Source organism: Synechococcus sp. NOUM97013 (genome assembly GCF_014279815.1).
Lineage (GTDB): Bacteria > Cyanobacteriota > Cyanobacteriia > PCC-6307 > Cyanobiaceae > Synechococcus_C.
In genome coordinates this window covers 1,685,483-1,703,406 of sequence record NZ_CP047941.1, presented here as the reverse complement: position 1 = coordinate 1,703,406, position 17,924 = coordinate 1,685,483, and the positions used below count along the sequence as shown (strand labels likewise).

At 59.3% G+C, this 17,924-nt stretch carries 22 protein-coding genes; 11 read left to right on the top strand and 11 right to left on the bottom strand.

The window, feature by feature from the left end; genetic code table 11:
* Positions 1-5: 5 nt before the first annotated feature.
* On the top strand, positions 6-788 hold the full coding sequence (gene folE / locus SynNOUM97013_RS09275; RefSeq protein ID WP_186479478.1) for a GTP cyclohydrolase I: 783 nt from the start codon (positions 6-8) through the stop codon (positions 786-788).
* 84 nt (positions 789-872) lie between these two features.
* Here the strand turns inward: folE and SynNOUM97013_RS09270 are convergent, their stop codons facing one another.
* Positions 873-1,568, bottom strand: a complete 696-nt coding sequence (locus SynNOUM97013_RS09270) for a phosphoribosylanthranilate isomerase (RefSeq protein ID WP_186479477.1) — start codon at positions 1,566-1,568, stop codon at positions 873-875.
* A 71-nt stretch (positions 1,569-1,639) separates the two neighbouring features.
* Between SynNOUM97013_RS09270 and SynNOUM97013_RS09265 the strand changes: the two genes are divergently transcribed.
* Positions 1,640-2,911: a site-2 protease family protein gene (locus tag SynNOUM97013_RS09265; protein ID WP_186479476.1), complete on the top strand. Its 1,272-nt coding sequence runs from the start codon at positions 1,640-1,642 to the stop codon at positions 2,909-2,911.
* On the opposite strand, the gene SynNOUM97013_RS09260 is transcribed toward SynNOUM97013_RS09265, so the two are convergent.
* Positions 2,884-3,657 (bottom strand): lipoate--protein ligase family protein, encoded by a 774-nt coding sequence (locus tag SynNOUM97013_RS09260; RefSeq protein WP_186479475.1) that lies wholly within the window; start codon positions 3,655-3,657, stop codon positions 2,884-2,886. The two genes, SynNOUM97013_RS09265 and SynNOUM97013_RS09260, sit on opposite strands and share 28 nt — an antisense overlap.
* Before the next feature lie 7 nt (positions 3,658-3,664).
* On the opposite strand from SynNOUM97013_RS09260, the gene SynNOUM97013_RS09255 reads away from it, so the two are divergent.
* Positions 3,665-4,435, top strand: a complete 771-nt coding sequence (locus tag SynNOUM97013_RS09255; protein ID WP_186479474.1) for a sulfite exporter TauE/SafE family protein — start codon at positions 3,665-3,667, stop codon at positions 4,433-4,435.
* A gap of 18 nt (positions 4,436-4,453) precedes the next feature.
* Here SynNOUM97013_RS09255 and SynNOUM97013_RS09250 read toward each other — a convergent pair whose 3' ends face one another.
* Together SynNOUM97013_RS09250 and SynNOUM97013_RS09245 are read right to left on the bottom strand one after the other, a co-directional pair.
* Positions 4,454-5,443, bottom strand: a complete 990-nt coding sequence (locus SynNOUM97013_RS09250; RefSeq protein WP_186479473.1) for a hypothetical protein — start codon at positions 5,441-5,443, stop codon at positions 4,454-4,456.
* 87 nt (positions 5,444-5,530) lie between these two features.
* Positions 5,531-6,031 carry a CRR6 family NdhI maturation factor gene (locus SynNOUM97013_RS09245; RefSeq protein WP_186479472.1) on the bottom strand — a complete coding sequence of 167 codons (501 nt, stop codon included), beginning with the start codon at positions 6,029-6,031 and terminating at the stop codon, positions 5,531-5,533.
* A 79-nt stretch (positions 6,032-6,110) separates the two neighbouring features.
* Between SynNOUM97013_RS09245 and psaM the strand changes: the two genes are divergently transcribed.
* Both psaM and SynNOUM97013_RS09235 read left to right on the top strand, forming a co-directional pair.
* Entirely contained in the window at positions 6,111-6,215 is a 105-nt protein-coding gene (psaM, locus tag SynNOUM97013_RS09240) for a photosystem I reaction center subunit XII (RefSeq protein ID WP_186481555.1), read from the top strand.
* A 17-nt stretch (positions 6,216-6,232) separates the two neighbouring features.
* Positions 6,233-6,616, top strand: coding sequence for a hypothetical protein (locus tag SynNOUM97013_RS09235; RefSeq protein ID WP_370586420.1), 384 nt, complete (start codon positions 6,233-6,235; stop codon positions 6,614-6,616).
* A gap of 90 nt (positions 6,617-6,706) precedes the next feature.
* Here SynNOUM97013_RS09235 and SynNOUM97013_RS09230 read toward each other — a convergent pair whose 3' ends face one another.
* Positions 6,707-6,931 (bottom strand): hypothetical protein, encoded by a 225-nt coding sequence (locus tag SynNOUM97013_RS09230; RefSeq protein ID WP_186479471.1) that lies wholly within the window; start codon positions 6,929-6,931, stop codon positions 6,707-6,709.
* Between the two features lie 160 nt (positions 6,932-7,091).
* Here SynNOUM97013_RS09230 and SynNOUM97013_RS09225 point away from each other — a divergent pair, with 160 nt between their 5' ends.
* Positions 7,092-7,268, top strand: coding sequence for a hypothetical protein (locus SynNOUM97013_RS09225; RefSeq protein WP_186479470.1), 177 nt, complete (start codon positions 7,092-7,094; stop codon positions 7,266-7,268).
* Positions 7,269-7,673: 405 nt separating this feature from the next.
* On the opposite strand, the gene SynNOUM97013_RS09220 is transcribed toward SynNOUM97013_RS09225, so the two are convergent.
* The gene (locus SynNOUM97013_RS09220) at positions 7,674-8,135 is read right to left on the bottom strand and encodes a hypothetical protein (RefSeq protein ID WP_186479469.1); all 462 of its coding nucleotides are present in this window, start codon (positions 8,133-8,135) and stop codon (positions 7,674-7,676) included.
* Positions 8,136-8,376: 241 nt separating this feature from the next.
* Between SynNOUM97013_RS09220 and SynNOUM97013_RS09215 the strand changes: the two genes are divergently transcribed.
* The gene (locus tag SynNOUM97013_RS09215) at positions 8,377-9,339 is read left to right on the top strand and encodes a protochlorophyllide reductase (RefSeq protein ID WP_186479468.1); all 963 of its coding nucleotides are present in this window, start codon (positions 8,377-8,379) and stop codon (positions 9,337-9,339) included.
* 14 nt (positions 9,340-9,353) lie between these two features.
* On the opposite strand, the gene bchL is transcribed toward SynNOUM97013_RS09215, so the two are convergent.
* From bchL to SynNOUM97013_RS09195, 4 genes are all read right to left on the bottom strand, one after another.
* A complete protein-coding gene (gene bchL / locus SynNOUM97013_RS09210; RefSeq protein WP_186479467.1) occupies positions 9,354-10,244 on the bottom strand; it encodes a ferredoxin:protochlorophyllide reductase (ATP-dependent) iron-sulfur ATP-binding protein in 891 nt (296 codons plus the stop codon).
* A gap of 151 nt (positions 10,245-10,395) precedes the next feature.
* Positions 10,396-11,976 carry a ferredoxin:protochlorophyllide reductase (ATP-dependent) subunit B gene (locus SynNOUM97013_RS09205; protein ID WP_186479466.1) on the bottom strand — a complete coding sequence of 527 codons (1,581 nt, stop codon included), beginning with the start codon at positions 11,974-11,976 and terminating at the stop codon, positions 10,396-10,398.
* Between the two features lie 4 nt (positions 11,977-11,980).
* Positions 11,981-13,255, bottom strand: coding sequence for a ferredoxin:protochlorophyllide reductase (ATP-dependent) subunit N (locus tag SynNOUM97013_RS09200; protein ID WP_186479465.1), 1,275 nt, complete (start codon positions 13,253-13,255; stop codon positions 11,981-11,983).
* A 244-nt stretch (positions 13,256-13,499) separates the two neighbouring features.
* Positions 13,500-13,907, bottom strand: a complete 408-nt coding sequence (locus SynNOUM97013_RS09195; protein WP_186479464.1) for a hypothetical protein — start codon at positions 13,905-13,907, stop codon at positions 13,500-13,502.
* Positions 13,908-14,003: 96 nt separating this feature from the next.
* Here SynNOUM97013_RS09195 and SynNOUM97013_RS09190 point away from each other — a divergent pair, with 96 nt between their 5' ends.
* On the top strand, positions 14,004-14,789 hold the full coding sequence (locus SynNOUM97013_RS09190) for a BMC domain-containing protein (RefSeq protein ID WP_186479463.1): 786 nt from the start codon (positions 14,004-14,006) through the stop codon (positions 14,787-14,789).
* Between the two features lie 26 nt (positions 14,790-14,815).
* Here the strand turns inward: SynNOUM97013_RS09190 and SynNOUM97013_RS09185 are convergent, their stop codons facing one another.
* Positions 14,816-15,394 carry a non-canonical purine NTP pyrophosphatase gene (locus SynNOUM97013_RS09185; RefSeq protein WP_186481553.1) on the bottom strand — a complete coding sequence of 193 codons (579 nt, stop codon included), beginning with the start codon at positions 15,392-15,394 and terminating at the stop codon, positions 14,816-14,818.
* Between the two features lie 291 nt (positions 15,395-15,685).
* Between SynNOUM97013_RS09185 and SynNOUM97013_RS09180 the strand changes: the two genes are divergently transcribed.
* From SynNOUM97013_RS09180 to SynNOUM97013_RS09170, 3 genes are all read left to right on the top strand, one after another.
* A complete protein-coding gene (locus SynNOUM97013_RS09180) occupies positions 15,686-15,997 on the top strand; it encodes a BMC domain-containing protein (RefSeq protein ID WP_006169870.1) in 312 nt (103 codons plus the stop codon).
* Positions 15,998-16,066: 69 nt separating this feature from the next.
* The gene (locus tag SynNOUM97013_RS09175) at positions 16,067-17,482 is read left to right on the top strand and encodes a form I ribulose bisphosphate carboxylase large subunit (protein ID WP_186479462.1); all 1,416 of its coding nucleotides are present in this window, start codon (positions 16,067-16,069) and stop codon (positions 17,480-17,482) included.
* Between the two features lie 67 nt (positions 17,483-17,549).
* On the top strand, positions 17,550-17,891 hold the full coding sequence (locus SynNOUM97013_RS09170; protein ID WP_006043651.1) for a ribulose bisphosphate carboxylase small subunit: 342 nt from the start codon (positions 17,550-17,552) through the stop codon (positions 17,889-17,891).
* The last annotated feature ends 33 nt before the right edge of the window (positions 17,892-17,924 follow it).

Genomic DNA, 17,924 nt, shown 5'->3' with positions numbered 1-17,924 from the left:
AAGAGATGACTTCCACACTCCCTACTTCCAGTAACGGCAACGGTGCTGCTTTCGCTTCTCTGAGCACCAATCCTTCAAGCAATGGTCAATTGCAGTTCGCGGAGGCCAAGATTTCTGAGGTGATTCGTGAGCGCCTCCGCGAGCGCGGAGTGTCGTTCTTCGCCAACGACAACATTGCTGATCATCTGCTTCCCGGTGAGCTTGAAACGCTTCAGGTTGAAGTGGCTGACAGGGTGCGAGATCTGCTCCAGAGCCTGGTCATCGACATCGACAACGACCACAACACAGCCGAAACGGCTGAGCGGGTCGCCAAGATGTATCTGCAAGAAGTGTTTAAGGGTCGTTATCACCAGCAGCCCAAGGTGGCCAGCTTTCCCAATGTGAAGCAGCTGGATGAGATCTACACAGTCGGACCGATCACGGTTCGTTCCGCCTGCTCCCACCACCTCGTTCCGATCATGGGCAATTGCTGGATCGGGATCAAACCTGGTGCCCGGGTGATCGGACTTTCCAAGTTCACGCGTGTGGCTGATTGGGTGTTTTCCCGTCCCCACATCCAGGAGGAGGCGGTGATGATCCTCGCCGATGAGATTGAAAAGCTCTGCGAGCCCCAAGGTCTCGGCATCATTATCAAAGCTCAGCACTACTGCATGAAATGGCGTGGAGTGCAGGAGCCCCAAACCAGCATGGTGAACTCGGTGGTGCGTGGCGACTTCCGCCACGATCCCAGCCTCAAGCAGGAATTCTTTGAGCTGGTGCGTCAGCAGGAAGCGCTGCTCAGCACCTGATCGCCTGCTGATTTCTCCAATCCAGTGGACAGTGATCGCTCATGTTGGTGAGTTCAATCAATTGCTGTTCTCTGGATTGAGCATTCAAGTGTCCGAGTGGGTTGATGTGGCCTGAAAAGCTTTCACGGCAGTTACCAGATCCCTCACTAATTCGAGATTCTTCACGCCAGGGCGATCTTCCAACCGACTGGATGCATCCAGACCAAAGGGGCGCACCTGTTGCAGCAGGGTGGGTACCCACTCAGCACTGACGCCACCCGCGAGCCACCAGGGTGTTGCTTCATGGATGCGTTCATCGACCTGCGTCAGCCAGGCAGGATCCAGCCGGTGTCCAGTGCCTCCCAGCTGGCTCGGACTCCAGGCATCCAACAGCAGTGCATCCACGCAATCGGTGTAGGTGTCAAGCCGGCTCAGATCCTGTGCATCGCGCAAACGCAGCGCTTTCCACCAGGCAATCTGCGGGAACCGTCGTCTCAGTTGCTCGCAGAGATGCGGTGATTCCTGGCCATGCAGCTGAATCACAGAGGGTTGTCCCTCTCCTGCGAGGCTGGTTCCCAGTTCCTCTTCGCTGAGATCAGCCACAACCCAGACCCGTTGAACGGAGGGATGCTCCACGGCAAGGCGCTGAAAGATGGCCCGCCGCTGTTCCGCCTCGACGAATCGTGGTGTTCCAGCAACGCCGATCACACCGATGGCCTGCACACCCATGGCGGCGATCGCGCAAGCCTGATCGCTGTCAGTGAGACCGCAAATCTTGAGGGACAGGCCCTGGTCGACCATGAAGAGAAGGCTGTTGGGGGTCCTTTCTAGGATTGAGGTAACGAGACCGGCCACTCCCGCCGGAAAAGCACGTGGGTGATGGCTGGCAATTGATGCGGATCGGTGGGATCCCCCTCAGGGTTCATCCCAGCTGGTTCATCATTCTGGTGCTGTTCACGATGGCGTTTCAGCAGCAGGTGGCCAGCACCATGCCGGATGCCACTGGCACGGTCTGGATCAGTTGGTTCATGGGTCTGCTCACCGCCCTGCTGCTGTTTGTTTCGGTGCTGCTGCATGAATTGGGCCATTCGCTGGTGGCCCTGCGTGAAGGGGTGAAGGTGCGCAGCATCACCCTTTTCCTGATGGGGGGAGTGGCGCGGGTGGAGCGTGAATGCTCCACGGCGATGGGGTCGCTGCGCGTCGCTGCCGCCGGACCCGCGGTCAGCCTGATTCTCGGGCTGATCCTGCTGGTGGTTTCCCATCCCGGCAACCACGTCAATCCGTTGTTGGGAAATCTGTTGGCTCAGCTGGGCTGGCTCAACCTGGTGCTGGCCATCTTCAATCTGTTGCCCGGGTTGCCGCTGGATGGTGGCCTGATTCTCAAATCGCTTGTCTGGCAGTGGACCGGAAGTCAGCGCCGTGGCATTCAGGTGGCAACCGCGAGTGGACGTTTTCTGTCGCTGTTCGCGATCATGCTCGGCTTCTGGATTGTGTTGCGGGGCGGCGGCTTCTCAGGGTTCTGGCTGATGCTTCTGGGCTGGTTCGGGATGGGTGCTTCGCGCAGTCAGACGCAGACCCTGGCCCTTCAACAGGTGCTTAAGCGCGAAACCGTCGGACCCGCCACGGCGCGGCGTTTTCGTGTGGTGGAGGCCGATCAGAGCTTGCGCAGCCTCAGCAAACTCCGTCTTGGCGCCAGTGAAGACGGTGACCAGAGCCTTCCTGACTGGGTGCTGGTGTGTCGCGGGGGGCGCTGGATCGGTTTCATCACCGATCAACCGCTCAAGGATTTGCCTGTTCAGCAGTGGGACCGACAGACCATCGCTGATCATCTGGAGCCCCTCGACCGGCTGCCATCGATTCAGCAGTCAGCTCCGCTGTGGAAGGCGGTGATTGCACTGGAGTCCAGTGCACAGGGCCGTCTGTTGGTGCTGGGTCCTGCAGGTCTCCCTAGTGGAACCCTTGATCGCTGTGATCTCGGAGAAGCTGTGCTCAAAGGTTTGTCCGTGAAACTTCCCGACGCGATGCTGACCGCTGCCCGTCGCAGCAACACCTATCCCTTCGGGATGCCCCTCGCCCAAGTGGTGAAGAGCATGCAGTCTTCAGGTCTCCTGGTGGATCAAAGCGCGGATGCCTCCAGCCGATAGAGGGAGGCTCTGGTTTGGAGATCAGCGCGTTCGGCGGCGCTGATCGGACGGGTGATCCATTTCAATCCTGGCCACTGCTGGCTCAAGGCCTGCATCAGTGCTTGTTCCACGTCCTGAACTGAGGGGGGCTCGGGATGCCATTGCGGTGGTGGGCTTTCGAAGAGAGATCTCCAGAGGCTGACTGGCGGTGTCAGCGGGATTTCCCCATGCTGAAGCAGGTGACCGTGTTGCCAGAACTGGGCACTGCCAATCCGTTTGCTGCCGTCCTCATCCACGAGGTCGGCCTGGGTGGAGCGGGCAAAGCAGTTGACTTCGCCAGCGTCCTGAGGATGTGCACCGGAGCTCAAGTTGACCCCGAGCTGTTGGAATCCACGCTGGATGCGGCTGTTCAGGGTTGCGTAGGCCTCTTGACGTTGGTGTGGGGCCTCGGGCCAGATCAAGGCGTAGGTGAGTCCGCCAGCGTGCAACACAGCTCCACCACCACTTGGACGTCGAACCAGCGCCACATGCCCATCACGGGAAAGCTGATGCCAGCGGTCAGGAATCCGACGGAGATGCCGGCCCAGGGAGAGCGTTGGGCGACGCCACTGATAAAACCGAATCACGGGGGATCGCTGCTCTGACCTCCAGCACCCTTCCAGCAGCAAGGCATCCAACGCCATCTGCTCGGCACCATCGAGTACAAGGGTGGGCACCACGCGCCCGCTGTTCCGTTGTTCGGACCGGCAGGATGCAGGCTGCGTCATGGCGGCGATGACTTTGACGGATGTGTTGCTGGCGGTGCCTCTGGGCCTCCTGGCAGGAGCCCTGGCAGGCCTCCTTGGCATTGGAGGTGGGTTGATCTTCGCGCCTTTGCTGCTCTGGATGGGGCTCAGTCCTCATCAGGCCCTGGCCACCAGCACGTTCGCGATCGTGCCAACGGCGCTGGGTGGCAGCTTCATCCACCTTCGCTCCAGGTCATTGCAGCTCAAGCCTGCTCTTGCCATCGGTCTGGCGGCTTTCCTGACCGCTTGGGTGTTCAGCCAGCTGGGACGCCTGGTGGCCGGCTGGCATCTGTTGACGCTGCAGTCGCTGCTTTACGTGGTGCTGGCGTTCACCATTCGCGGTGATCGTGGTGACACTGAGAGATCTGACGATCAGCCGTTGCCGCTGGCCGGGCTGACCGCGGTGGGTGGCGTGGCAGGTCTTGCCGGCGGAATGCTGGGCCTTGGCGGTGGACTGTTGATGGTGCCGTTGATGGTGAGCGGGTTGTCGGTGCCGATTCGTCAGGCCATCCGCTTGAGCACGCTGGCGGTGGCGTGTTCCGCCACGGCTGCATCGCTTCAGTTTCTTCAGGAAGGGCGTGGGCAGTGGATGCTGGGTGTGCTGCTCGGAGCTGTCGCCGCTGTGGCGGCCCAATGGACGGCCTCCAGGCTCGACAGTGTGCGCGCTGGCACCTTGGCGTGGCTGCTCAGAGGGCTTGCCGCGCTTTTGGCTGTGGACAGTGGTCGGCGGGCTCTTGAGCTGGCCTTGCAGCAGGCATGACTGCTTGATCGCAGGGATTCAGCCGCTGCTCCAGGCGATCAGTGGTTGGAGCCCAAGGGCAAACAACACGCTGACCAGAACACCAACTGACGCTTTGCCGATGTCGTTGCCAACGATCTGACGGAGGTCTCCACCTTTCCGATTGGTGAACACCTCATCGAGGCTCTGTTCCTTGAAACGCAGGGCGACTTCTCGACCGCCGATCAGTCCCAGGAAGACCCAGGTGGTGCTGAGCGGAAAGCTGCTCAAGCTGGCCTTGATCAGCAGGCACAGCCCGAACGTGAAGTCGATCACGGTTGCCGAGCGCAGATCAGCCATGTTGGTTTTGCTGCGCAGAACTCCTTGAATCGGTCCGCCGCCGCTGACCACCAGCAGGCACAGTCCGATGCAGAGAATCACGGTGCAGAGCACCATCGGCAGTATCCCCAGACTGCGCGGCAGATACACAAAGATGTTGGCCAGGTCCTGGACCATCCACATGCTCCAGAGAAATCCGGTTGAGCACCACTGAAGCCCGTACCAGATCCTGTTGAACTCTTGGTGGTCGCGAGTCCGCTGGAACACCCAGCGTTCCAGCATCCACATGCCCAGCCACCAGACGATCCACCCCAGCCCGAATGCCAGGACGTAGCCCGATAACGAGCTTTGCAGCAGTTTGCCGATGTTGGCCGGCACAAAGGACGTCAACACCAGGAAGGATGTGCTGACAGGGGCACCCCAGGCTGTCAGGGCCAGCACAGCCAGCGGCGGCAGGACGTACACCCAGGTGAAGGTTTCAGGAAGGGGAAAGTGCTCCAGGCGCCCCCAGGCGGGATCACCCTTGTTGATGCACCAGCCCAATCCCAGCACCACAAGTGTGATGGCGCAGATGAAGCTCATCTGGATCCACTTGGGCGTGCGTGCTCGGTTCGATGAGATGTAAGTGCCGAGGGTTTGCAGGGAGTCGTTGGCGACCACGGAATAGGCAGCGAGCAGAAAACCCACCACCATCCAGATGTTCAGGTCCATGAGTGCGACCACTGGCGACACTTGTTTAAAGAGAAAAGGTTCCCAAGGTTGTGATCTGGCCGACCTCAGTTGGTGTCTTCCATTTCCTTACCGGGACTGATCCAGCAGTTGCCAGAACGCGGCATCTAACTCGAAGCCCAGACTTGCGGCCATCAGGCTCAGATTTCCCCGCTGCTGGCCGGATTTGCCGGACTGTGCGCTGAGGTAGTCCAGCAGCATCAGGCGGTGAGTGATCCACAGCTCCAGGGCCTGCGGGTCGAAGCGAATGCCCTCGCTGGTGCTGAAATCGTGGGGGACCAGCATGGCCACATGTTGGGCGAGGCTGCCACTGGAACGATCCAGCAGCAGGGGTAGCCAGGGGTGCTGCGCGTCGGCTTTGAGCGCCCAGAGCCGAGGCTCAGGGCATTCACTCAATTCCCTGGGGTCTTCGGCAGGGCGCGGCCATGCGTAGCGAATTTCCAAGGCAGCCCCGGCCTGGAGCAGGGTCTCCAGTGGTTGTGTCAACCAGGGGTCGAGCGGTTTCAGATTCAGCGTCTGGATCGCCTCGGCGTCGATGGTGACCACTGGATCAGGACTCAACGCTTGCATGAGGGTGTGACAGGCCTTTGCGAATGATGGCGTCCCGAGGGCTGAGCACGAAAGAATGCAGTTGTTTCGTGGTTCCGACATGGTCAGCTCAATCACCCAGACCGAAGTTTTCATCGCTCTCGTGGTCGCTGCTCACGCCGGTGTTTTGGCTTTGCGTCTCTGCGTGAGCCTCTATCGCGCCTGAGTGCACCGGGATGGAACATGTCCACTTGGCAGGATCCGGTCCTCGCGTTACAAGCGGACATGCAGAAAGCTGTTCCATCCGCGCCTGACGCCGCCTCATTGGCGGCTCTTCTTCAGCATCAGAACGATCGCAGGGAGCTGTTGTGCAGCACCCTTGCTCTCGCTGTAAAGGTGGGGTTGATCTTCTTGGGATCAGTGAGTCTCGTGAGGCTTTCTGTGGCTTATCAGGAGAGGCTTGATCGCCACGGAGAGCTTGCTGCTGTTGTGGATGTGGAGGCCAATAAATTGCAGGGGTTGCAGCAACGCTTCGACACGCTGTTCACCCTTGGTGGCGACAAGCGGCTGATGGATGAGCAGGAGCAGTGGATTGCTCCCAATCGCTTGAGAGTGATCTGGCACTGAAGCTTAGTTGTTGTGGGTTTGCTCTGGATCTGGCAGGCCCCAAGCACCCGTGCCCACGGTGATGTCCAGAGGGCAGAGAGATCCGGCGTATTAGGTGTTGGATGTAGCCTGCTCGTAGTTGAAATCTTGCAGGCCATATTGGGCCATCCTCTTGCCGGATTTTGTGTCAAATAAAGAGACGACCAAGTCGGGTTCCTTCCAGCCTTTTTGGTTGATCAACTTGTTCAATGCGGCCATTGCATCTTCAAGGTCATCGTGGAGATCAACATCACGAAACGCACCACCTTCTGATCCAATCGCAATTCTGTAGGCCATGCGTTGATGTGATTTTGAGCATGGTACGGCTGCGGAATCCTGGAAACAGAAGGAACGAACGGTTCCAGGAGCAGTTGCTCGATATGGAGGGCAACTGCTGACATGGGGCTGGCAGATGCGTTCAGCAGCGATACAGAGGGATCGATGCTGCATCGATGGGATGCTGATTCACACCGCTCACGGCCAACCTGTTGGTGAATGGATTGATGACGGCAAGCACCGGCCCTTCAGAGCACCGGGGTGTCCGTTGCAGGCGTTGACTTACGACGAGTCTCAGATGAAGGAAAGCGACGCTGAGACAAGAGCGCGACGTGGATTGTTGGAGTACGACTGCTAAGCGGCTGTCGTCAGCTCTGGCCGTTTAAAACTTCCTCCGATCTCGGGATGTTTTGAAAGATGTTCAGCTGTCTGAGGAAGCGATCAAACGAAATCAGCAGGTCATCCTGGGCATTTCATTTTTGCCCGCAGCAGTGGCTGTGAAGGGTTTGTCCTTCCTGCGCATCGGAAACTGCTGTGCCTGGTTTGGTGGCCACTAAAAACCAAATGTGCCGAGCATGACCTGAAGCAGGCCGAGGCCTAACAAAAAGGTGCTGGCCAGGAGGCCGAGATCTTTTTTTGAGGGAGCCAAGGTTGCTTGCCAGGGTGGCGCTGTGCTGAACCTAAAGGAAATCTAAAGACACTTTTGGTCGTCTCAACGTCTCGTTACACCGTGAAAGCTCGATTTCAGGAGCTGATTGCAGCTTCAGCGGCCGCCCGAAGCTGTTGAAAGGATCGACCGAAGCAGTTCGGAGAGGCTGATGCTGGTGCCGCTTTGATGGTTGTAAATCAGGTCGCTGATCACCCAGCCGTTGTCAGACCGAATCAGGCGATACGAGAGTTGCTGGGTGGGCTCAGATGCGCGTCCTCTGAGCCCTGCGCGCACTTCAACAGATGCTGTGATCACTCCCGGAGAAAAAGCATTCACCGCTGGGTAGAGCTTGTGGCAGCCGATCACCTTGGCTCCAAACGTTGACACCTGGGTTCCGCTGAACACCACGAAGTCGAGAAAGGCTCCATCCACCCGCGGGTCGAGATGCCAGGCACGGTTCAGTTGGTCATAGAGCTCAGGCGTAAATGTCTGTTTCTGCAGTGTGAGGTCACCGCGTTGCTGTTCCGCCTGGGCAGCGAGGTGCCATCGATACAGTTCATCCAGGCGCTCTGTCACCTGTTGGGGGCATGCTGCTGCACTCGAGGTCAGGGCGGTTGCAAGAATCAGATTCAGCACAGCAGATCACTTTCTTCTCTTGATTGTGTGCTCTCTTTGCTGTGCGTGGCTCTTGCTTCAAGGCCGTGTTGATGGTTCGGCAGGGCCGCCTGCTGACGGCTCTGCCCGCTGAGATTCGTGACCGAAGCATGCCGCTGGTTTCGGCTGGCCGTCAGACTGACGCCCTCCTTGGACTGATGCGATGTCCGCCCCCGGCACCGTTCTGATCACCGGCACCACCTCCGGGGTCGGTCTTAATGCCACCCGTGCCTTGGTGCAGCAGGGTTGGACGGTGATCACCGCCAACCGCAGTCCGCAGCGTGCTGCAGCGGCCGCGGATGAGCTGGATCTTCCCAAGGAGCGGCTTCAGCACGTGTTGATGGATCTGGGTGATCTCGACAGTGTGCGTCGGGCTGTGGATGCCTTGCCCGAGCGTGTGGATGCCGTGGTCTGCAATGCAGCCGTGTACAAGCCCAAGCTGAAGCAGCCGGAACGTTCCCCTCAGGGCTATGAAATTTCAATGGCCACCAATCATTTCGGCCATTTCCTGCTGATTCACCTGCTGATGGATCGCCTGCGGGCCTCAACGCATCCATCCCGCCGCGTTGTGATTCTCGGAACCGTGACGGCGAATTCCAAGGAGCTCGGCGGCAAGATTCCCATCCCAGCTCCCGCCGATCTGGGCGACCTTTCCGGTTTTGAGGCCGGGTTCAAGGACCCCATTGCCATGGCCAGCGGCAAACCGTTCAAGCCCGGCAAGGCCTACAAAGACAGCAAGCTCTGCAACATGATCACTACGCAGGAGCTGCATCGCCGTCTTCACGCGGAGACCGGGATCACCTTCTCGTCGCTCTATCCCGGTTGCGTGGCCGATTCCCCTCTGTTCCGCAATACCCCACGGGCGTTCCAGGTGATTTTCCCCTGGTTTCAAAAGAACATCACCGGTGGTTACGTCACCCAGGCGCTCGCCGGTGAACGGGTCGCCCAGGTGGTTGCCCATCCTGATTTCGCTGAATCGGGCGTGCACTGGAGCTGGGGCAACCGTCAAAAGAAAGACGGTGAACAGTTCAGTCAGGAGCTTTCCGACAAGGCCACTGACCCGGATACCGCGTCAAAGGTCTGGGATCTTTCGATGGCACTGGTCGGGCTCAGCCATCAGGGCTGAGCCCGGGCATGTCATCAGTCGAATCCGAGCAGATCGAAGATCTCTCGGTCCTTTAGCGGCTCGGCTTCCAAGGGCTCAACCGACTCGAGCATCGACTGCGCCAGCCTGAGGTATTCCTGCTGAACCGCGCTCACCCCTTCATCGGCAGGATCCATTTCGAAGATGGTGCACTTCTTTAGGCGTGAACGTCGGATGGCGTCCACGTCCCGGAAATGGGCCATGGTTTTCAGACCTGTGCGGGTGTTGAACTTGTCGATCTGGTCGGTGTCTGCTGAACGATTGGCCACCACGCCTCCAAGCCGCACTTTGTAGTTTTTGGCTTTGGCCTGAATCGCGGCCACGATTCTGTTCATGGCGAAGATCGAATCAAAATCATTCGCCGTCACAATCAGGCAATAGTTGGCGTGCTGCAGCGGTGCGGCAAATCCACCGCAAACCACATCGCCGAGCACATCGAAGATCACCACGTCGGTGTCTTCAAGCAGATGGTGCTCTTTGAGCAGCTTCACCGTCTGGCCAGTGACATATCCACCGCAACCCGTGCCAGCCGGTGGGCCGCCGCTTTCGACGCACTGAACACCGTTGAAGCCACTGAAGACAAAGTCTTCAGGTCGGAGTTCTTCGCTGTGAAAGTCCACTTCCTCCAAGATGTCGATCACGGTCGGCACCATCCGATGGGTGAGCGTGAAGGTGCTGTCGTGCTTCGGGTCGCAGCCGATCTGCAGCACACGCTTGCCCAACTTGGAAAAGGCGGCGGAAAGGTTCGAGGAGGTGGTCGATTTGCCGATGCCTCCTTTGCCATACACGGCAATCACCAGGGTCTCTTCGGTGATCTCCATGCCCGGGTCCTGGTGGACCTGCACGCTTCCTTCGCCATCTGCCGGTCGCCTCAGGGTTGTGGTCATTCAGCACCCTTCTCCAATGGGTTTGATTTCATTCAACAGCAGTTCATGGTCTGTGGCTCATTTACAACGAGAAATCAAAGATCTGCTCCCGCTGACATCAGGATATTCGCTAATTTTTAATGATTAAAGTAAAAGAATTAAGTGCAAATACTCATGCCTTGAAGTGTGCTTTGGCGTCATAGAGCGTTTCGCTGCTGATCTCCAGGTGGCCTTTTTCGCGTGCGTAGGTTTCCGTATTGCGTCGCACTTTTCCGCGTACGAAAAATGGAATCTTGCGCAGCTCGGCTTCGCCATCTGCAGTCCAAGCCAGACCTGTGGCCGTCTTGGCTTGATCTGTATTTGATGTCGTGGGACTTTCCGTGTCGGCGCCCGACCCCCCGCTGTGGCCGAGATGGCTCTGATGTCCATCCACGAACTCGAAGTCGTGGCGGAACATGCCGATCAGGTGCTCTTCCAAGCCCATCATCAAGGGGTGCACCCAGGCATCAAAGATGACGTTGGCCCCTTCCCATCCCATCTGAGGACTGGTGCGTGCAGGCACGTCTTGCACGTGCATTGGCGTGCTGATCACTGCGCAAGGAAGTCCTAGACGTTTGGCGCTGTGACGCTCCATCTGTGTGCCCAAAACCAGCTCAGGTGCTGTCTCCGCCATAGCGGCCTCCACCTCCAGATAGTCATCCGTGATCAGGGCTTCCAGGCCCAGTTGCTTTGCGGCAGCACGCACCGCCCTTGCCATTTCACGGCTGTAAGTGCCAAGGCCGACCACCTCGAAACCCAGCTCCTCCTGGCAGATGCGTGCCGCGGCGATGGCATGGGTGCCATCGCCGAAAATGAATACGCGCTTCCCGGTTAGATAAGTCGAATCCACTGATTCGGAGTACCAGGGCAATCGTGAGCGTTGATAGCCCTCATCGGCTGCCGGTGGCTCTAGGCCAAGCAGGGTGTGCACCTCCACCAAAAAGGAGTGCGTGGCGCCGACGCCGATTGGGACCGTGCGTGTGAAGGGGATGCCGAAATTCCGCTCCATCCAGCTGCAGCTGGACTCGGCAATCTCTGGATAGAGGCAGACGTTGAGATCCGCCTGAGGCAAGCGTTGGATGTCATTCACGCTGGCGCCAAGGGGAGCCACCACGCCCACATCCACGCCATGAACGGTCAATAACCGCTGTACTTCGAGCACGTCATCGCGACAGCGGAATCCAAGCAGCGAGGGTCCGAGCAAATTCACCCGCGGCCGGCGCCCCTCAGCTTTCCAGGCCTGTGTGTCGTGCTGAGGTTGATCCGGTACCTGTGGCTTCAGCAGGTTGCGGATCAGCTGATACAGCGTTTCGGATGCTCCCCAATTTTCTTTTTTGCTGTAAGCAGGCAGTTCCAATGGCACCACCGGCATCGTCAGGTTCATCCCCTGGGCCAGAGCACCGGGTTGGTCCTGAATCAGTTCAGCGGTGCAACTCTCTCCAACGAGCAGTGCCTCGGGTTGAAAGCGCTCGGCCGCTTCCCGTACCGTTCGCTTCACCAGTTCAGCAGTGTCGCCTCCAAGATCCCTCGCCTGAAACGTGGTGTAGGTGACTGGTGGGCGCTCCCCCCGTCGTTCGATCATCGTGAACAACAGGTCGGCATAGGTGTCCCCCTGTGGTGCATGCAGCACGTAGTGCACGCCGCGCATCGATGCGGCGATGCGCATGGCGCCCACATGTGGCGGGCCTTCATAGGTCCAGAGCGTGAGTTGCATGGATTCAGGCGTGAACAGTGGGGTGAAGCGTTGTGGGATGCAGTGCCGGTTCGATGCGCTGACGCCGGCGCAGTGGTCTTGAGAACAATTCGGCCAGATCACCGGCCTGATCGATCCCATGGATGGGGCTGAACACCAGTTCGATCGACCACTTGGTGGTGATGCCTTCCGCTTCGAGGGGGTTGGCCAGGCCCATGCCGCAGACCACTAGATCCGGGTGGCTGTCGCGCACGCGGTCCAGTTGGCGATCGACGTGCTGTCCCTCCATGACCGTGGTGCCTTCAGGAAGCAGTGCCAATTCCTCGGCCATCAGCTCACGGTTGAGATAGGGCGTGCCCACCTCCACCAACTCCATGCCGCATTCGCGTTGCAAAAAGCGTGCAAGCGAAAGTTCAAGCTGAGATTCAGGCAGCAGAACAATTCTTTTGCCTTGGAGAATCTGCCGGTGCGGCGCCAGGGCCTGATGGGCCCGCCGCTCCAGGGGATCGAGCACCTCCGCCACCCGATCGGCTGGCAGGTTGAAGTCTCGGCAGGCGGTCTCCATCCATCGGCGACTTCCCTCCGCTCCGAGCGGAAAGGGTGCGCTGAGCACACGTGCGCCGCGATCGCGAAGCATCCGCGCGGTGTTGCTCAGAAACGGCTGGGTCAGCAGAACAGTCGTGCCAGGTCCCACCGGTGGCAATTCCGTTGATTGTCGAGGTGGCAGGCTGCGTACCGTTTGGATCCCAAGGCGCGTGAACAGGTGGATCAGGCGGTCTTCCACCGCATCGGCGAGGGTTCCCACCAACAGCAACTGACGTTCGTCAGTGCTGGGTAGCAGCGGTCCCAGAGCCGTGAGAGCGCCATCCTCGCCATCGGTGAACGTGGTCTCGATGCCACTGCCTGAGTAATTCACGACGCGCACGCGCCCGTGAAGCTCATCATTCAGGCGTTCGGCGGCACGGGCCAGATCCAGCTTGATCACTTCACTGGGGCAGGACCCCACGAGAAACAGGGTGCGGATCTCCGGTCGACGTTGCAGCAATTCCTTGGCGACACGGTCGAGTTCGTCATGGGCATCGGCCAGGCCCGCCAGGTCGCGTTCACTGAGGATTGCGGTGCCAAAGCGCGGTTCCGCGAAGATCATCACGCCCGCAGCGCTCTGGATCAGATGGGCGCAGGTGCGGGAGCCGACCACCAAGAAAAATGCGTCCGGCATGCGGCGATGCAGCCACACGATCGATGTCAGGCCACAAAACACCTCCCGAGGTCCTGATTCCTTCTGCAAATTGGCGCCCATGGTGAAGCCCGAGCTTTCCCTTTCATCACCATGGCCACAAATGAGCGGAACGAGCCAAGTGATCGAAACTCTTCGGGATCGCAGCGAACAGCGTGCTTTCAACACACGCGTTGTGTGGTGAAGCCTTTTTTGGGAGGTCTGTCGAGCCGCACAACAAAAAAACGGCGGTCGCCACGAAGCGGTCGCCGTTTTTATTGCTCATTTTGCTGACCATGCCAGCGATCTAACTAAAACCTGATCCTGCTCAGAGTCTGCGACGGAAGCGATCATCACCGAAGTGTCCGTTAGTGCGACTTTCGGATTCCTCGATGCGGGTCAAACGCCAGACGTTGCGGCTTACCCGACGGGCCTGGAGGCCTCCGCGTTCAACGACTTCGCTGGCCGGGCGTGCCCCCAGCAAATAGGACACCTCCGATGTGGTGAGCGGGGCACCGGTTTCGATGGCTAAAGACGTCAGCTCCAGTCTGTGGCGCAGTTGCCGCACCATGCTGCTGGCACCGCTTTCCTGCGCTTCGATCCAGGGAAGTTCCCCCTGCCCCTCGCTGGCGAGTCGCTGCATGAGGCTGTAACTCACGAGGCCCAGGGCCTGCTCGGCGTTGATCTCTGTCGAGAGTTGACCTGCCTCTTCAGCGGTTCGGCGTGTCGAAGCCATGGCTCAAAAAGCAGCTGGGCTGAAGGTATCGGCTGTGTCCAGCTGCGCAAGCGCCCATTCCCTGATTCTTGAAGAGCTTCCAGTAAGATCCGCGCCATGAATCGTTTCGCCGGCTTCGATGCCAGGGAGCGGCGGGTCGGCGGAAGCGCTCTCGTCACCGGAACGGAGGTCCATCCCTCCGCTGGTGGAGCCAGCTGCGTGGTGACGACGGATTCGGAATCACCGCGTCTCTTGCGGCAAAACAGTCATGTGCAGTCGATTGAACTGCGCACCTATGTCTTTATCGATTCCCTGCAGCCTCAATTGGCGGCCTACATGGGAACAGTGAGTCAGGGCTTTCTTCCCATCCCTGGAGATGCATGCCTCTGGATGGAAGTGTCTCCCGGTATGGCAGTTCACCGGGTCACTGACATTGCCCTGAAAGCCAGCAATGTCCGCCTCGGACAGATGGTGGTGGAACGAGCCTTCGGCTCGATGGCCTTGTATCACCGCGATCAAAGCACCGTGATCCATTCCGGTGATGTGGTTCTTGAAGCCATCGGCAGCTCTGTTGATCAACGCACTCCTGCCGATGTCAGCTGGACAGAAGTCATCCGAGCCATCACGCCTGACCATGCTGTGTTGATCAATCGTCAGAACCGCCGCGGTTCGATGATCGAAGCCGGAATGAGCATGTTCATTTTGGAAACTGAGCCAGCCGGCTACGTGCTGATTGCCGCGAACGAAGCCGAAAAGGCCTCGAACATCACCCTGGTGGATGTGAAAGCGGTGGGTGCTTTTGGTCGCCTCACCCTGGCTGGCCGGGAAGGTGATGTGGAGGAGGCGGCTGCAGCGGCCATGCGGGCCATCGATATGGTGAATCGACGTTCCTCCCAGCGTTGAGCTGAGAATTCAGTTCCAATCAAGCTTCAATTCAGATGGAGGCGACGTCGCAGCCCCGGTGCAAGTGCCCGTGCTGCCTTGCCTCGACTGCCCAGCTTGCTCAGTTGTGCTGCGTTCAGTTGTCCATAGCTGCAACCGGCTTCCCGCACCCAGAACAACGATTCAATGCCGCCTCCGGTGTAAGCAGGCTCCTGGAGCAGCTCCCCCCAGCAGAACCCCTCTGCTTCCTCCTCGCACTCACCATCTGGTGAACAAAGGACCATGGCACTGCGAAAACAGGCGCTTCGGTAGGGGACTCCCTGCATGGCCTCCGTCAGGCGCATCAACTTCTCGGGGTCCGAGGCTGCGAAGCGGGCGGTGAACAGCCCGGGAGCCCCATCGAGGGCATCCACCTCGAGGCCTGAATCGTCGGCGAGAGCCCAGCAGCTTGTTCGTTCGGCAGCGGCGCAGGCCTTCAGCCGTGCGTTCTCCAGATAGGTGGATCCCGTCTCCTCCACCTCGAGATCTGCTGGCTGCCGTTGAACCTCAATGGCAATCGGCCCGAGCATCGATTCGATTTCAGCAACCTTGTGCGGATTGCCGCTGGCGATGATCAGGGTGCGCAAGGCACGGTTCTGCAGAGGAGCACCATTGTGTGGGATGGGGGCCGTCAAGAACCGTCAGGAACGATTGCGGAATGTAAACCTGTCGCCCTTGTCGCGATCGTCAACCGTTTGTGGTGGCCTGCTCACATCCCTTGGCACAGTTCTCTGGATCAGTCCACGACAGGGTGATCAGTTTGGCTTATCAGGTTCACTACGGACAGTGATCCGGGATTTACTCGCTAGCTCTTGACGCCGTCCCCATCGGCAGAGCAGTCTCTGCGGCGAACATTCCACCCCTTTTCCCGGTAGGCAATGGCTAACGAAACCATGGGCATCGCTCTCGGCATGATCGAGACTCGCGGCCTCGTCCCCGCGATCGAAGCAGCTGACGCCATGACCAAGGCTGCCGAAGTGCGCCTGATCGGTCGTGAGTTCGTCGGCGGCGGCTACGTCACCGTTCTGGTTCGCGGCGAAACCGGTGCTGTGAACGCAGCTGTGCGTGCTGGCGCCGATGCCTGTGAGCGCGTGGGCGACGGCCTCGTTGCTGCTCACATCATTGCCCGCCCCCACCGCGAAGTGGAGCCTGCACTGGGCAACGGCAACTTCCTGGGTCAGAAGGACTGAGATCGGCTGAACCTCTGATCTGAGGTTGCAACGTCTCACCCCCCTTCACCGACTTAACGGAGTTTTCTCATGAGCAAGAAGTACGACGCCGGGGTCAAGGAGTACAGGGACACTTACTGGACTCCTGATTACGTCCCCCTCGATACCGACCTGCTGGCCTGCTTCAAATGCACCGGCCAGGAAGGTGTGCCCAAGGAAGAAGTCGCCGCTGCTGTGGCTGCTGAATCCTCCACCGGCACCTGGTCCACCGTGTGGTCCGAGCTCCTCACCGACCTCGACTTCTACAAGGGCCGCTGCTACCGCATCGAAGACGTCCCTGGTGACAAGGAGTCCTTCTATGCGTTCATCGCCTATCCCCTCGATCTGTTCGAAGAGGGTTCCATCACCAACGTTCTGACCTCCCTGGTCGGCAACGTGTTCGGTTTCAAGGCGCTGCGCCACCTCCGTCTGGAAGACATCCGCTTCCCGATGGCCTTCATCAAGAGCTGCTACGGCCCGCCGAACGGCATCCAGGTCGAGCGCGACCGGATGAACAAGTACGGCCGTCCTCTGCTGGGTTGCACCATCAAGCCGAAGCTCGGCCTGAGCGGTAAGAACTACGGCCGTGTTGTCTATGAGTGCCTGCGTGGCGGTCTGGACTTCACCAAGGACGACGAGAACATCAACTCCCAGCCCTTCCAGCGTTGGCAGAACCGCTTCGAATTCGTTGCGGAAGCCATCAAGCTGTCCGAGCAGGAGACCGGCGAGCGCAAGGGTCACTACCTGAACGTGACCGCCAACACTCCCGAGGAGATGTACGAGCGCGCTGAGTTCGCCAAGGAACTCGGAATGCCGATCATCATGCACGACTTCATCACCGGTGGCTTCACAGCCAACACCGGTCTGTCGAAGTGGTGCCGTAAGAACGGCATGCTCCTGCACATCCACCGCGCCATGCACGCGGTGATCGACCGTCATCCCAAGCACGGCATCCACTTCCGCGTTCTCGCTAAGTGTCTGCGTCTGTCCGGTGGTGACCAGCTCCACACCGGCACCGTGGTCGGAAAGCTGGAAGGTGATCGTCAGACCACCCTCGGCTACATCGACCAGCTGCGCGAATCCTTCGTGCCCGAAGACCGCAGCCGCGGCAACTTCTTCGATCAGGACTGGGGTTCCATGCCTGGCGTGTTCGCCGTTGCTTCCGGCGGTATCCACGTGTGGCACATGCCCGCCCTGGTCACCATCTTCGGCGACGACTCCGTTCTGCAGTTCGGTGGTGGTACCCACGGTCACCCCTGGGGCTCCGCTGCAGGTGCTGCTGCCAACCGTGTGGCCCTCGAGGCCTGCGTCAAGGCACGCAATGCCGGCCGTCATCTCGAGAAAGAGAGCCGCGACATCCTCATGGAAGCCGCGAAGCACAGCCCCGAGCTGGCCATCGCCCTCGAGACCTGGAAGGAGATCAAGTTCGAGTTCGACACCGTCGACAAGCTCGACGTTCAGAACTGATCAGCTGATCGTGTTATCGGCCGGTTGATGCAACCGGCCACCCTCTTTTCTTACAACCAGGACCCCCATGCCTTTCCAGAGCACCGTGGGTGACTACCAAACAGTCGCCACCCTGGAGACCTTCGGCTTCCTCCCGCCGATGACCCAGGACGAGATCTACGACCAGATCGCGTACATCATTGCCCAGGGTTGGAGCCCGCTCGTCGAGCACGTCCATCCCAGTAACTCCATGGCCACTTATTGGTCTTATTGGAAGCTGCCCTTCTTCGGTGAGAAGGATCTCAACGTTGTGGTCAGCGAGCTCGAGGCTTGCCATCGCGCTTACCCCGACCACCACGTGCGCATCGTCGGTTACGACGCTTACACCCAGAGCCAGGGTGCTTGCTTCGTGGTCTTCGAAGGCCGCTGATCTTCGGATCAATTGGTTCCGAGCCCTGATTCA